Source organism: Flavobacterium nackdongense (assembly GCF_004355225.1).
GTDB lineage: Bacteria > Bacteroidota > Bacteroidia > Flavobacteriales > Flavobacteriaceae > Flavobacterium > Flavobacterium nackdongense.
This window is the reverse complement of the sequence record NZ_CP037933.1, coordinates 2,971,339-2,986,884: the sequence shown is the minus strand read 5'-3', so window position 1 is coordinate 2,986,884 and position 15,546 is coordinate 2,971,339. Positions and strand designations below refer to the sequence as shown.

At 33.8% G+C, this 15,546-nt stretch carries 12 protein-coding genes; 5 read left to right on the top strand and 7 right to left on the bottom strand.

The features are described 5' to 3' along the window. Positions 1-151: 151 nt before the first annotated feature. Positions 152-1,306, top strand: a complete 1,155-nt coding sequence (locus E1750_RS12710; protein WP_133277140.1) for a sensor histidine kinase — start codon at positions 152-154, stop codon at positions 1,304-1,306. Here the strand turns inward: E1750_RS12710 and E1750_RS12705 are convergent. From E1750_RS12705 to greA, 3 genes are all read right to left on the bottom strand, one after another. Further along, positions 1,298-2,470 carry a transglutaminase domain-containing protein gene (locus E1750_RS12705; protein ID WP_133277139.1) on the bottom strand — a complete coding sequence of 391 codons (1,173 nt, stop codon included), beginning with the start codon at positions 2,468-2,470 and terminating at the stop codon, positions 1,298-1,300. The two genes, E1750_RS12710 and E1750_RS12705, sit on opposite strands and share 9 nt — an antisense overlap. A 19-nt stretch (positions 2,471-2,489) precedes the next feature. Further along, the gene (locus E1750_RS12700; protein WP_133277138.1) at positions 2,490-2,879 is read right to left on the bottom strand and encodes an HIT family protein; all 390 of its coding nucleotides are present in this window, start codon (positions 2,877-2,879) and stop codon (positions 2,490-2,492) included. Positions 2,880-2,947: 68 nt separating this feature from the next. Then, positions 2,948-3,424, bottom strand: coding sequence for a transcription elongation factor GreA (greA, locus tag E1750_RS12695; protein ID WP_133277137.1), 477 nt, complete (start codon positions 3,422-3,424; stop codon positions 2,948-2,950). Positions 3,425-3,588: 164 nt separating this feature from the next. Here greA and E1750_RS12690 point away from each other — a divergent pair, with 164 nt between their 5' ends. Beyond that, the gene (locus E1750_RS12690) at positions 3,589-4,041 is read left to right on the top strand and encodes a Rieske (2Fe-2S) protein (protein ID WP_133277136.1); all 453 of its coding nucleotides are present in this window, start codon (positions 3,589-3,591) and stop codon (positions 4,039-4,041) included. Between the two features lie 58 nt (positions 4,042-4,099). On the opposite strand, the gene E1750_RS12685 is transcribed toward E1750_RS12690, so the two are convergent. The 3 genes from E1750_RS12685 to E1750_RS12675 all read right to left on the bottom strand — a co-directional run bounded on the left by E1750_RS12685 (position 4,100) and on the right by E1750_RS12675 (position 9,156). After that, positions 4,100-6,280 carry a hypothetical protein gene (locus tag E1750_RS12685; RefSeq protein ID WP_133277135.1) on the bottom strand — a complete coding sequence of 727 codons (2,181 nt, stop codon included), beginning with the start codon at positions 6,278-6,280 and terminating at the stop codon, positions 4,100-4,102. Next, complete coding sequence (locus E1750_RS12680) at positions 6,277-7,017, bottom strand: hypothetical protein (RefSeq protein WP_133277134.1); 741 nt, start codon at positions 7,015-7,017, stop codon at positions 6,277-6,279. Before E1750_RS12680 ends, E1750_RS12685 begins: the two co-directional genes overlap by 4 nt. Positions 7,018-7,302: 285 nt before the next feature. Beyond that, the gene (locus tag E1750_RS12675) at positions 7,303-9,156 is read right to left on the bottom strand and encodes a hypothetical protein (RefSeq protein WP_133277133.1); all 1,854 of its coding nucleotides are present in this window, start codon (positions 9,154-9,156) and stop codon (positions 7,303-7,305) included. A gap of 996 nt (positions 9,157-10,152) precedes the next feature. Here E1750_RS12675 and E1750_RS12670 point away from each other — a divergent pair. Genes E1750_RS12670 through E1750_RS12660 form a run of 3 tightly spaced genes read left to right on the top strand, consistent with a single transcriptional unit; the run spans position 10,153 to position 13,582 of the window. Beyond that, positions 10,153-10,683, top strand: coding sequence for a T9SS type A sorting domain-containing protein (locus tag E1750_RS12670; protein ID WP_133277132.1), 531 nt, complete (start codon positions 10,153-10,155; stop codon positions 10,681-10,683). Between the two features lie 11 nt (positions 10,684-10,694). After that, a complete protein-coding gene (locus E1750_RS12665; RefSeq protein ID WP_133277131.1) occupies positions 10,695-11,432 on the top strand; it encodes a hypothetical protein in 738 nt (245 codons plus the stop codon). Then, positions 11,429-13,582, top strand: coding sequence for a hypothetical protein (locus E1750_RS12660; protein WP_133277130.1), 2,154 nt, complete (start codon positions 11,429-11,431; stop codon positions 13,580-13,582). Before E1750_RS12665 ends, E1750_RS12660 begins: the two co-directional genes overlap by 4 nt. Positions 13,583-13,799: 217 nt before the next feature. Here the strand turns inward: E1750_RS12660 and E1750_RS12655 are convergent, their stop codons facing one another. Beyond that, a complete protein-coding gene (locus tag E1750_RS12655) occupies positions 13,800-14,684 on the bottom strand; it encodes an IS982 family transposase (protein ID WP_133274873.1) in 885 nt (294 codons plus the stop codon). Positions 14,685-15,546 lie beyond the last annotated feature (862 nt).

Here is a 15,546-nt window from a genome sequence, read left to right as displayed (position 1 = left end):
AGTATTTTATCAATTAGTTTCAAATTAAAAACAGATTCAGAAAATAATTAATTCTTGTTTTTTTCAAAACTCATATAGTCAAGAATAAGTCTGTAAAAAATATAATCTTAAACCAATAATTTCGTTATATTTATGCCACAAAAATCAATTTATGCATTTTTCCAAAAGTCGAAACACCAGTCGTTGGATTATTATTTTTGCTTCTTTTGTCATTATTTCATTAATACTTTGGAATACCTATACCTTTTTTCAAATATTCAAACAGGAGGAACGTTTGAAAATGAATCTTTGGGCTAATGCACAAAAAACCCTTATCAATGCAGGCGAAAACACAGATTTAGAATTGCCTTTGCAAATATTTAAAAACAATACTTCTATTCCAATAATGCTTACTGAAAATGACAGTATTATCAATTACATAAATATTGATGAAGCCATTGCCAAAGACCCCAGAAGGTCCAGTCAGTTTTTGTCGGGTTTAAAGAGTGAAAATGACCCCATAGTTATTGAATATGTTCCGGGAAAATTTCAATACTTATACTATGGCGATTCGGCTTTGTTGAATAAACTTAAATACTATCCCGTGGCCTTATTGCTCATTATTTTTTTGTTTGCGGCCTTGGTTTATAATTTTTACAAGAGCACCAAGATGGCGACTCAAAACAAACTTTGGGCAGGAATGGCAAAGGAAACGGCACATCAAATTGGTACGCCGCTTACCTCATTAGTGGGATGGGTAGAAATCCTGAAATCTGAAAATGTCGATGAAGCCACCACCAAGGAAATCGAGAAAGACATTGAACGCTTGCAGACCATTACGGAACGATTTTCGAATATTGGGTCGGAACCCAAATTAGAAAACAAAGATATCATCGAAGAAACTCAGAAATCGTATGACTATTTACAATCCCGATTTTCGAAACAGATTGAATTTTCATTCAAAGGGCCGGAAGCAGCAGTTATCGTGTTATTCAATCCGACATTACACAGCTGGACGATTGAAAATTTAGTCAAAAATGCTATTGATGCGATGAAAGGACGAGGAAAACTAGCCCTTGAAGTATTGCATGAAGGTGGATTGGTCAAAATAAATATTTCGGATACCGGAAGCGGAATTCCTAAAAACCAATTCAAAAGTGTTTTTGAACCTGGATTTACTACCAAAAAACGCGGCTGGGGATTGGGATTGTCTCTAACCAAAAGAATTGTCGAAGAATACCATAAAGGAACCATAAAAGTTTTGCATTCCGAAATAGGCAAAGGCACCACGATGCAAGTAAGTTTTAAGGTAACCGAGTTAATTTAAGGGAACTCCCATCCAGGACACTTTCGAGAACATCGTTTTACGAACCAATTTAGACTTACTCAAATAGTTTTTCACAAACAAAGCGTGCTCTTCGGCCAATGCCAAGTTCGATTCTATCGATTTTTTTATCGCCGTTAAATTGGCTTTGTTGTCGGTACCTGTTGAACCAACGGTATAAATATCATTTTGACATTTGATTAGTTTTTCTCTAGGTTTTTGGATCATCCTATTGATTTCTTCGTCAGGAAAAGTGGGTTTGAACTTGTTGTTTCTATAAAAAATAAAATCATTTAATAACAAAACCGCTTCATTCATTTCGGCCACTACCTGATTTAGTTTTTCTATATTTAAGTTCTCTCGAAGTACCGTTGAATGCTTTTTTTGATTTTCATAAAATGCCACAATCATCGCGTTTTTCAAACCGTTTTTTTGCACACGTTCAGCCGATTCAAATAACTGATCGATTTCAGACAAAGCACTTTGTTTGGCTATTTCATTTTCGAAGTCGAAGTATTTCTTGGATGTATTGATTTGAGTTTTCCCTTGATAAAACTCGGTATTGGTAATGGGATAATTCAAAAACTGCCATAAATAATCAAAAGGCATATGAGAGGTAATCATCTTGCTAGGCTCCCCTTTGAAATAATAAGTGTTGATTTTCTTGACAAACTTACCATTCGTCAACGATCCTGAGCCCCATGTTGGGTCAAAAACATACCATTTATTATCAATTTTTGCCGCGCACCAAGCATGGGCTAAATCCGCTATTTTTCCGTTTTGCTTAGTATAACCTGAAATAACAACCGATTTTATGCCAACCAAATTGGCTATTTCATTAAAAATCGCTGCATAATCGCCACAAATCCCTTTTTTTGTTTTTAAGGTTTTTGTAATTCTATCTTGCGGGGTTTCTTCAAAATTAACGGCAAACATATTGGCCACATCATAACTTATGCTGGACGCGGTCCAATAAAAAACGGCTCGAATTTTTTCGTTATCGGTTTTGAAATTGGCAGCAATAAACTTAGCAATTTCCTGAGTTGAAGTAGTGGATTGCAGTGGAATCAAAGCCATTTTTTTATCTAGGAGTTCATACCCCAAATTGGCTTGAGCAAAACTAAATACAGAAAAAAATAAAGTGAAACTCACTACATATTTTTTCATTTTGGACTGCAAAAAATAGTTACAAATTGGCTTGAATTTCTTTGGCTAAGGATTCAAATTCTTCCTGGGTCAATGAAACTTTTTTCTGAAAACGCATTTCATCCATTTCGTTCAAAGGAATCAAATGAACGTGGGCGTGAGGCACTTCGAGACCTATGACAGCCATTCCGATTCTATTACAGGGAACTGTTTTTTCGAGTGCGGTGGCAATTTTTTTGGAAAACTGCATCAAACCTAGATATAGTTCATCTTGAATATCGAAAATTTTATCTATTTCTTGTTTTGGAACACATAAAGTATGGCCTTTGGCATTAGGATTTACATCCAAAAAAGCCAAAAAATTAGCGTCTTCTGCTATTTTGTAGCAGGGTATTTCTCCGTTGATGATTTTGGTAAAAATGCTCGACATTGTTGAAAAGGTTAATTGTTTATTTGGTTAATCGGTTAATCGAATAAACAATTAACTGATTAAATGTTTTAGTCTCTAGACACCTCGAGAATTTCAAATTTTAAAACACCGTTTGGTACTGAAATTTCAGCTACTTCTCCCACTTTTTTACCTAACAATCCTCTTCCAATTGGTGAGGTAACAGAAAGTTTTCCTGTTTTCAAATCGGCTTCGCTTTCAGCTACAAGGGTATATTTCATTTCCATCCCATTGGTTTGGTTTTTGATTTTTACATTCGACAAAACAAGCACTTTAGAAACATCCAATTGTGTTTCGTCGATAAGTCTCGCATTCGAATGAATTTCCTCTAGTTTGGCAATTCGCATTTCGAGCATCCCTTGTGCTTCTTTGGCGGCATCGTATTCGGCATTTTCGGATAAATCTCCTTTATCTCGGGCATCGGCAATGGCTTGTGACGCTTTGGGTCTTTCGATACTTTTTAATTGATCTAATTCGTCTCTCAATTTTTTTAATCCTTCGGCAGTGTAATAAGATACTTTAGTCATAACTTCGTCGTTTATATAAAATACAAAAAATCCCATCAGGACGGGATTTCTTTGCACAAAGATAGTATTATTTTTATTTAAACGATAAATATACGTTAAACATATCGATTCGATAGTTAAATAAATTAATTTTGTACGGCTAATTCTTATACTTTATTTGGATAATGAAAAAATATATTCTCCTTTTGATTGTCTTTCCTATTCTTTTTGGATGCAGTACCAACTCTCCTAACAACAATAATCCCTACCTACCCAGTTATCAGGTGAACACCGAAATCAATTTGAGTTTACCTCAATATTCGGATCTTAAATTTGTGAGTAATGGGGTTTACATTCCCAATGTAGGCGTTCGCGGTATTTTTGTTTTCAATACTTCTGGTACTTCTTACAACTCCTTTGACGCGGCTTGCCCAAATCAAGCTTTGAGTTCGTGCTCTACTATGACTTTTAAAAAACTAGATCCTTTAGACCCATTAAAGATTGATAAAACTCATGTAGTTTGTGCTTGTGACAATGCCGAATACAGTATGTTTTCAGGTCAAAGTGCGGGCAAACAATATCCTTTGAGACAATATCGAGTGGAAGTAAATGGAAATGTGTTACGGGTTTATAATTAAAAAGAATTTATAAATCACGGCATTTTTTGTGTTGTGCCTACAGTAATTTACAAAAATTTTATTTTTTTCGATCACCGGTTACTAATAATTGCGGATATGGATTTGAAGCTTCATCTATAAGCACCGTTGGAACCCCTGATTTTAAGTTGATTAACAATTTATTAAATGATGGATTTGCAGTAAAATAATTATTGACTAGCATTCCATTACTCATATTACTTGTGCTTCCGGCTATGTTTGAGTCGATTAGATATGCGGTATTTATTGATCCAAATACAGGAATTTCGTCTTGAAAATTACAACCCTCAATAGTTGCTACATCTCCATTAAGAATCGAATTTGTGCTATTGTTAGAGAAATCGCAAGAATAAATTCCTACGCCATACAATGCATTAATAACAATTTCTCCCGTACTATTTTTAAAATCGCAGTTGGCAATCAATGGAGCATTATGATTAAATAAATCTAAACTAGAATTCGTATTGCCATCAAAATTACAATTTATCCAAGCATTTAAATTATCAGGCCTTGCTGTCCTAAGTGAAAAACCTATTCCACAATTTACCGCTTGGCATTTGTAAAATACAGTTTTATCAATGTAGGTCATATGATTTGTTTCGAAGCCCCCATAGTTGGGGTCTGGGGTTTGCTTAAATCCAACCGGAATGTTAAAAAAATGTACTTGTTGGAACAAACAGTTATCCATTCCGTATAACTGTGCAACTTCTATTCCGTAGGTAGCCTGATTCCTAAAGACAACAAATTTAAAGTTTATAGCATTAGGCTGAAACCAAACGTCGAAACCGTCTGAGGTAATATGAACTCCTTTATCTCCACCCTGCAATGTTAAATAGTTAAGTGTAAAAGAACCTATTCCGGCTCCTCTTACATTAATTAAATTAAAATCATCTGTTAAACCAATAATTACGGTCTTCCCTGTTCCTGAGCCGATAATCCCTTCTTCTTTATTTACTAATAAGGGCGCATCAATATAGAAAATACCTTCAGGTAGATTTGCGATGCCGTTACTATCTATAAGTCCCTGAATATAGGCTCTACTACTTGGTTTTCCAACTCGTTCGGCTTGCCAATTTATTCCTGCGGGATTTGCAATTTCGGGAAAAACAGGTCGCAACCAAGGTTTTCTGCGCAGACCTAGTAAATGATTTTTAATATTTGATGCGACGAGAGGATCTGCAATTGTATTCGATTGCTCTATCCCATTGTAAGTTACGCGGTTATCATTAAAATACACCCTAGTATCGGGCTTATCTCCATTAACAGTATATGAACCATCTTGAGAACTAGCAGTTGAATTTACGGTAAGTGTATTGGCATTAGTGACACTCGCAGGTCCTATAGAAGTAAAAATTCTTTTGTCCAACATTGTTAGATATTCAGACTCAATATCAAAAACTGCGGGGGAATTAGAAGCATAACCGTTTCCAGACATCCCTACTAATCTAACATCGGTCATATTCCGCATATGTAACAATGCTTTTCCAGTACCTAAATTTTCATAATTCCAGGCCTCAGCATCTAATCCTACTATATGAATATTGCCAAAATTATCGATATCAGTTGCATCTCCATGTGCTGTTAAAAGATTCAACCAGACCCAAATGTTATTGTAACTTGGGGTAGCATCATTGCCTTTTAAAAATAATTGAGGATAAGAAGAAGTAACCCAGTGTTTTACAAAATAATTATTTCTAAAATAGCCACTAGCTGTATTATCAATATGGAGATTACTTCCAATAATATTAAAAAAAGTACAATTTTCGATAGAAGCATTCGTGGCTGAAATATCTCCTCCAGATATGTGGCTGATAACACATTTGGATATCGGACCACCACTTAAAAATTTAAGACCATACCAAACTTTGACACTGGAAAGAAGTACATTTTCAGAGCCCGCTGCAATGTTAATTTCTGGGACCACATTATAGGTATGGTGACCATATAGCTTCATGTTGCTTCTAAGCGTTATGCTCGGCACACCTCCTTCTCGGTAATCGCCCTCCTCGAGCCTTACCGAACCATAGGTGTCTAAAGCGGTTTGTAATTCAGCTTTTCTAGACAATGGAAGTAAATAAGAATTGAAATATAAAACTTCTTCAAACTGATTAAAGGAGGTCTTCTTATCTGAATTTGTGATGTTTTCTGACCCCGCAATATAGTAGTAATTTTGCGAAAAAACTACAGTTGAAAAGAGTAACGTATAAATTAGGTATTTCATTGTCCAGAAATTATATAGTCATTATCCCCCGATTTTCTCAAAATCCCAAACTTCACATTTTCAAGAACGCTAGTGAAAGTAGCAACACCGCTTCTTTTGTAATTAATTGTTGTGCCACCGTGCGTGAGGATAGTCAAAACTGCGCCATTATGTGCCTCCAAATTTATTATATCCCCTATTTTCATTGCTGCAAAATCAGCAGTTAATGTTAAACTAGCTGAATTTGTACATGCAATTGTATTGTTTATATCTGAAATTTGAATATCACGATCGGCAGTAAATGGAATTATTGTTGGTTGGTAGACAATGTTTCCATTTGATCCTGCTAATCTTTCAGCTGACTTAGCGTGCAATGCATAAGGTACGCTTAAGAGCTGGGTAGTTCCACTCATAGAATAAGTTGTCCCTCCAGCAACATCTGCCTGAACCTCAATAAAATAAGGTCCATTTTCCCAAGCAATAGTACTAAAATTTCCGGATTGGATCGTCCCTGTTCCAATTTCTAGACTAACTAGTCCATTAGCATTTGTTGTTGCAACATGGGATTCTTGGTATACACTTGTACCCGAAGCTGTTCCTTGGCGTATAATAATTTGCAGACCTATAGGAGAACTTTTTACCAATTTATTGTCTTGCGAGCGAATAACAGCTTGATAACTCATTTTTTCTGGAGCCTGCGCAAAAACTGTAATTGTAACAGTTAAAAGTAATAGAATAGTTTGTGTAATTTTCATCATTTTCTATTTTAAATATTTTTAAAACTTAATTGTTATTAATCATTCAAATAATTAATTCAGCTTTTAAAAACTCCAAATTAATTTAAATTTCCTCACTAATTTTATTTCAATCTCTATTTGTTCTCAGTTTATTACGAAAATACAATTTGGTATCCAAAATAAATTCAATAGCAACACCAAAACAATTTTTATATTTTGACTATAAAAGTTCAATTACCATACATTCCATAAATATATATAAACTTACAAATACGATAGGTCACACATTATGCGCCGGTGTGTATATTAATTTTTATTGACGCTTGATTGATTAATTACTTTTTTATTAATCAACTGATCATTGTCCAATCTAATTTTAACAATCAATACTTGCTCCGCAAATTTTAAGTCGTCGAAACTGATTTCTTTAGCATCTATTTTGTCTTTTTCGGCCAATAATCTACCTTTTAAATCATAAATTTTTACATTTGTAATGGTAGACAATTTGGATAAAACATTGATTTTTTCTTGGTTTAAGTAAACTAAAACATCTTTTTCATCCAGGTTCGGAATTTCAAGTCCCAAGGATTTTTGGTATTTCAGTGAGAACCTGGTATTGGTCATGCCAGCCGCGGCAATAAAATTGTATGAGCTCAATTTTAAATTAGTTTCTATGCCGTTGTCGTTGTCTTTAAGGATAATCTCTGGTAGGCTTGAAAAGAGGCCATCTAAGTGGTCAATTGCTATTGTGTATTGACCTGAGTTTGTTGTTTTAAAACTTAATGGAACGGCATCAGTGAAGTCAAATGGCATGGGCCTACCTTGAATTGCATAGTCCGTATCATTTAAAAATGAATTTAAAGCAATTGCTCCATCGTTAAAATATTTTCCATCTGACGCATCTACACCCAAAGTGGCGTTAGTGGTATAACTTACTGCCATTTGCGCAAAAGCACCCGCAGGGCTTGTTGCATTAAGCCAAATGGTACTTCGATTAGTAGATTTTGTTTTAAAGAATTGATTGGTGTTATTTGCTATTCTTTGTCCATTATTGAAAACAAGGGTGGTTGCCGATCCTAATGCTTCTACAAAAAATCCTTGACCAGTTTGAATAATTCCACCAGGATCTGTAGCTTCGGGTTCATTATTGCTAACAAATACTCCTCCAGCCCAGGTGCAATATGCTCCGCTACTTGAACCATTTGTTTTCCTCCAAAAATATAAAGTTGGAGTAATATTAGCACTATTATCAGCCATAAACTGGGCAATATTGATGGGAGATGGATAGGGATTTCCAACTAAATTAAAGCGTTCTCCATCGCCATTATTCACCAATGCAGTCGTAATAGTACCATTATTAGGGATTCCTGCAAAAACCCCTAGGTATTTAGATCTAACAGCCTGCGAAGCATCATTTGGCATTCGAACCAAATAACCTTGGGCTAATTCAAATGGCGTGAGCGCCGGATCGCTTATAACATTATAAAAATTTGTAAAGGTATTGTACTTATAAAATCTATTGGTGCTAGTTGCGGGGGAAAATGCCTGCAAAAAGAATGTTTCATTTTTTACTGGTGATGACCACAAGGTGTAATCAAGTCTCAATAAACTTGCGCTTTCGCGCTCCACATTAATACTTCCTAAGTTTATCCCTTCAGATGTTTGGATCAAATTGGAATTATTTTTAAGAGTAAAACTTCCTGAACTTATCTTTATAGTTTCATTTATATTTACATTGAATCCAGAGGGTATAACCGCCACGGCATCATTATCTACTGTAAGACTGCTAGCGATAATATTATCAGAAACATTATAACTACCACTAATAAAAGCATCAGTCGCTATTGTTGGTACTCCGTTATCCCAAGTAGAACCGTTCCAAACAGTTTGATCCGTATTATAATGTTGAGCTCCTTGGCTCACATTTTTTCCCGACTGTACAATATCAGTATAAAATACTTGACCAATTGAATACGAAATTGACCCAGAACTACCTGCTAAATTATTTCCAGTTGTATTAATAGTTTCCTGCAAACTGAAAGAGGGAGGTGAGCTAATTTGACTTGTAACTTTAACAGAAAAAATCAATGCGAGGACAATACTAATATTTTGACTATGTAAGATAAAATGTTTCACAATGACAGGGTTCTTTATATACATTTCTATTAAAATTTTTACTAAACTAGCAAAATCTCTGAATAAAACCAATTTTATTAACATAAATTTCAAATGCGACAATCAAACGCTTGGCTTTAACAAATATAAGTTTACGAACTTTATATGTTTTTTTAAATCAATCGATTAGCAACTTTTTTTACAAATCATAGTTATAGCGAAATCGAGGTCTTGACTACAATTACTTCTTGCATTATGAAGAAATTACCTTCGGAGAAATGAAGCGTTTATTGAGTTTTAAATCAAAATTAATGAGTAGAGAATTTTGAAGGATTTTTTAATAACAGAAAATGGTAAAATCAGATTTTAAAGCGTATCCCGACGCAAAAAAACTATGGGGCTTAAAGGCAAGTTCGTTCCAAATACCTCGATACTGAACAGGCATTTCAAAAAGAATAGTTAGACCTACCCAAAGTTTGATTTGATCATTATTACTTTGGTAAAAAATGATTTTTGAATTGCTCAATTCCAACCAATGATCTAATTAGTATCTAACCGATAAAAAGTTAAATAGAAAATTAACATTTTTTTATTAGTAAATACGCTTTTTTGTTGTAATTCAAGGCGTTAACTAAATAATATATTCTATTAAATTGGTGTCGATTATGTATTTTTTATCGTCATTGATTACGAAATAAAAATATAAATCTAAGGTATATTAAAGATTAAATAAAAAACGGAGTGGCACACAATTCTTGAGATAAAATATCGTTTATTTGCAAAAATAACGCATTTCATCGACAATATAAGATATTTCATCTATTTATTTTTAGTTTTAAAGTATTTTCTGATATATAATTATATTTTGTTTTTAAAACCTTATTCACAATATTTTTTTTAGTGTTTTTATAAGTTTAATTATGTTAAAAGTATTTGTTATATGTATTTCATCGGAATTATTGTAAATTTTGTCGATTTTATTTTGTTTTTGAATAATATTGCAATTGATATTATTGCATATTAATTAAAAGTTCAGAAATTGTGAAACATTTGTACCCCAAACTCATAAACCTATTCATTGTGATGATCTTGTTTTTTTCTTTGAAAGGGATTAGTCAAACTTCTCAGCCTATAACCAATGATACTATGGAAACCTTTATTTCATCGGGCGAAAATGCAGCAGGCACCGCAGGTTCAGTCACTTATTCAATAGGACAAGTATTCTACACCTACATTGGTGAGTCTGTATACAATGTAACGCAAGGTATTCAGCAAGAAGAAGCAATTACAACTTTATCTTCTGAAGAAAATAGCATTCAACCTAGAACTGAAATATTTATTTTTCCTAATCCAACAACAGATTATATCAACATAAATATGGATGGGTACGAACCACAAAGTACGCGGCAAGCTTATCAGCTGTACGATCTTCAAGGCAGGCTTATAAAACAAGAAACCATATCACAAAGTGAAACTCAAATTGATGTAACAAATCTGAGCTCCGCCATTTACCTCTTACAAGTATACAATGAGAATAAAATATTGAAAACATTTAAAATAGTTAAAAACTAAATTAGTAAAACATGAAACTACCTCTTACCCTACTTTTATTTATGACCGTTGCGCTTACGGTGTTTGCGCAGGCACCAGAAAAAATGAGTTACCAAGCTATTATTCGGACTAAAAACAATAACTTAGTGACTAATTCAAATATAAGTCTAAAAGTTGTAGTCCATCAAGGCACTCCAACTGGAACAATTACTTTTGAAGAAAATCATTTCGCTAAAACAAATAACAATGGCCTAGTTTCACTTGAAATTGGAACAGGAGCTATAACTACCGGAAATTTCAGCACTATTCCGTGGGAAAAAGGTCCTTATTTTATAGAAACACAAGTTGACCCGGCTGGGGGTACGAACTACAATATTATCGGTATTACGCAACTATTGAGCGTCCCATACGCTTTGCACGCTACTACAGCCGAAAGATTAGTCGGTACGAATGGATCCAATCCGTACAAATCACTCATCATCGCTTTTCCAGCATCGAGAAGTATCAGTAATGGAGATGTAAACAATACAATAGAATGTACAAAATCTGCTACGCTAACCCTAACAGCAGATTTTAGTTCGATGTTAGTAGGTGATATTATCAATTTAGAAGCTCACAATGGCGCCGTATTGACCATACAAGCGGTATCAGGCGTAACAATTAACTACAATATAAATGGCAATGCGCTATTTGAAAGTACCACAGGCAAGGTAAGCTTTGGACTAATGAGAAAAACTGGCGCAAATGCGTACATAATATCTGGACAATGAAACATTTAATTTACTTGTTATTTTTTTTCGCAGCTGGTGTTCACTCACAGAACTACAATTATGCTGTAAAAAAGAACCAAAAAAGCACGGTCGCAGTTTCCCTTGTCAGTAATAACCTGCCAGAAGAAATTGAATATTTCAATGCGTACTTATTGCCTTATTCGCAAAGAGCCAACCTTCAAGCTGCTTTAAACACCTATGGAGCTGTGCGGTTAGAAGCTGGGAATTATAGACTCGGTGGCCTTGCAAGAGTGACATTAAACAGCAATATGAAATTATTTGGACATCAGTCTTACAATGAAATGCCAGAAATTAATATTGCTGCTGGCGCAAAAAACGTTTTAGTCACTAGTGTAAAAGTATGGTATGGTCTTAATTTTATGAGTGGAGCTGCCATCACTAATTGCACTGTTTCGCACGTTTCAGGCGGTTATATTACTGCTACGAATGCACAAATCGAAAATTGTAAGTTTATTGATATTATAGGCAGTAAACTTAACATCAATAATGTGGTTAGTGGTTACTTTAGGAATAATAAAATAATAAAGCATTGGATAACGTCAGATTATCCACAATTGTCCTTAAAAGGCAATAATACAACACCAAGTTCAGGCAATACTTGGGCGTGGTTGAACTTGTTGACCTCTCACGGTGACGCTACAGATATTGATAATTTTGGGGATTTAAACTTGATTGGTTTAGATGCTGAAGCCTGGAATTTCAAAAGTTTGGGCACTGGAAAGGCTCTATTACATATGCGAAATATGAATGATGTTAAATTAGCAAGTATGGCGGGCTTGGGATATGCCGTGACCTCAACTCCAGTTTTTGATATTCAGGCAAACAATTTACTCCTACTAAACAAAGAGATTTCTACAAATGGTGGAGCAAGTACCACAACTGCCAAAACGCTGACCATAGACTCAAATGCTTCTCCATACGCCGTTAGTGGAGGAAATTACGATATTAGATCTTTTTTTGATGGTTCTAATGTAAGCTATAATGGAACAAATCAAACTTCGCCCATAGTAGGAACCAATGCCACTAATATTACCTCTTCCATTTTAGGCCCCCAAAAACAAAAATGGGATAGGCCCATATTTTCTGAATTAGCAGACCCTACTGGATCAAATTGGAGCGCAAACAGGACTGGGCAGGCCAGCAGCAGAGCATATATTCAAGGTTTAATAGATGCAAATGGTATTGCAAATTTACCAGAAGGTATATTTTATATTGACGGCCCCCTATTGATTAATAAAGACGAGGGTATTGTAGGTGCGGGTACTGGAAAAACAGTAATTGTAGGCTTGAAGGACGACTTTAATTTGATTAACGTTAGAGGAGCAGGTGTCGGCGCATTTACACTCAATTACATTACCTTGCAAGGAGGAAGCAAAGGACTGCATATAACGTCAGATGGATTAGATACCTGGTTTCAACCCAATGGAATTAATATGAAATATGTTGTATTTAGAGATCAATCGTTATACGGAATAGAAGTGGCGCAAATGTATGGAATGGACAATAATATGTTTGAGCAAGTTCATTTTTTTAACATTCCTACTGCTTTTAAGCAAACTCCTGACCCGGCATTCAGCGGAAATGAAACCAATCACATGACCTATATTGATAAAACGGTTTTTTACAACTGTCAAGTGATCAATTGTGGCACTGGATTTTCATTACGAACCACTAGAGTGGATAATTTGAACGCTTGGATAAATTGTAATTTTGAACGTAATGGAGTAGCAATAAACCTAAGTGCCCATAATGCACCTGTATTGATCAACTGCGATTTCAAAAACAATGCTGGAAAACATATTATTGAAGCTACCCCGTCATTGGGACTATATTCTTGTAATTTTTCTAACAATACAGCCTCGACGATAATCAAGGGAGAAACTGTGATTGTTGAAGGCTGTAATTTTCTAGATAATATTCCATTATTCGAAACCAGCATTAGCGGATATCTACTCAATTCGACAGTTACGGGCGGGCTTGGCAATATGCCTTCCGGAATGATTGTCAATAGCAAAATGATTTCAGAGGTTGGTTTGGATCATTTATTGGTCAAAAGAGTCAATAATATCAGTTCAGTATTATTGAATGCTATACCTACACCCTACCCCCAGCTTTTAGTAGGTCAATAAGAGAATTTTCGCCGTTTATAGCGATTTGCCATAATGCAAATTGGTTTTTTCAGTAAAATTCCTTTCAAAATTAAATAGGGTATTGTTTGTTTCAATGGTATATAATTGGAAATAAATTTTGCCCTATTTTTTACTTTAACCCAATTTAAGGCTATCGCACACTTTTCAATTCATCAAATCTGGGCTGAATTTAATAATCATAACCCGTTGGGTGTAATTAAATTGTTTGATTCTTAATATTATTTATTGGTCTATCAAAAATAAATTTATTGATGAATTGAACCAATGTTAATGCCGTTATTTTTGCTAAAATCCGTGTTTTAAATCCTTCAAAAGATTTAGCATAATTGTTTCTAATTTTGAACTGGTCACACAATTGTGAAAATAATGTTTCAATTCTTTTTCTTGATTTTCTAAAGACATAAGGTTGAGGCGTATAGTCTTTTTGATTTGTTCTTTTTGGCGTTTCCAATTTGATATTTACTGTTTGAAATAAATCTAACTGAATTGATTCAGATAAATATCCTCTATCGCCAAGAACCACACAATCAGACATTTGTTCTTTTATATTTTTTAAAAAATTGACATCGTGAACTTCAGCTTTTGTAATATCTAATGAATGAAAAACACCATTTATTGAACAAACACCGTGAAGTTTATAACCATAAAACCAATTGTTTTGTGAGGCACAAAATCCTTTAGACGGAGCAGTTTCAAAATCTTTTTTACAGATTTTAATTCTGTTATGACGAGCAAATTTGCATATCTCCAATGGCATACTATCAACAATAAAATAATTTTCAAATTCTAAAAAATGAGAAGCAAGTTTTACTCTAACTTCCTCTAAAAAGAAAAATAATTTTCTCCTTCTTTTATTGAACTGACTTCGGTCAATTAAGTTAGGAATTTGTTGTTTATTTATCTCTTTAAATAAAGAATTTTCACTGTCAATTGACATAAATTCCGCAGTTAAACTCAATGCAACTATCTCTAAATCAGACATTTTTTGTTTTCTTCCGACGCCAGACTTAAATTCTAATTCACAATTTAAAGAACTTATAACTTCTAAAACTCTTAAATATTTTTTTACTATATTTGACATAAATATTGGTTTGTTTGGCGACTTCAAGATACTGAATTTCAGTATCTTGACCAATATTTATTCAATTTATTTTACTTCAAATAATTACACCCAACGGGTTAAAATTAATAAAAAACTATGATTCTATGTGTTTAAAAAAAATTAAATTGAATTACACCCAACGGGTTAATCATAAATGATTATATCTTTGTTTATTAAAAATCGAAAATCTATTTCAACTTCAGCGTCAAAAGCGCTTTTATTCTTTTAGTTTATTAAACTTATATCATTCGCATTGTCGTGCTACTAAAAACTTTTGCTTTATGCAATTCTCTTCGCAAAAATGGCAAAAATTGATTTTTTTAAGTTTCCAAATGACTTTTTAGCTACCTTATTTATCCTACACAAGGAAACTTTTGGCGCATTTTACTAGCTTGTCTTGATTTTTAATCTCTACGGATATTGTGATTTCATAATTTAAATTTCAATAATTACATCCATTTTACATTAGTTCTAGAATCGAAATAGTTACAAAAAACACTTCTTATGTCCTTTATCGATTTTTAAAATCCTTTGAACAGATTTATTATTCTAGTTGTAAAATCATATCTATTTTTGAAATCGAAATTGTTGGAGAATTGTAATTCTAGTTGTTACTTTATTATCAAATGCAAGATTAGAGGAATAGACAAAACAATTAATATTTTTTTCTATTCTATTTTGAAGGCTATTTATGACCAAAAAAAACACTTGATAAACTTGACTACGATGCGATGTTTGTAGTTTTAGTCGAAGCTAATCGAAATTAATATCCAACCAATTTATAATTTTCTATACGCAATGAACTATAAATCAGCCCTTTTAAATTTTGTTGACTATAGGC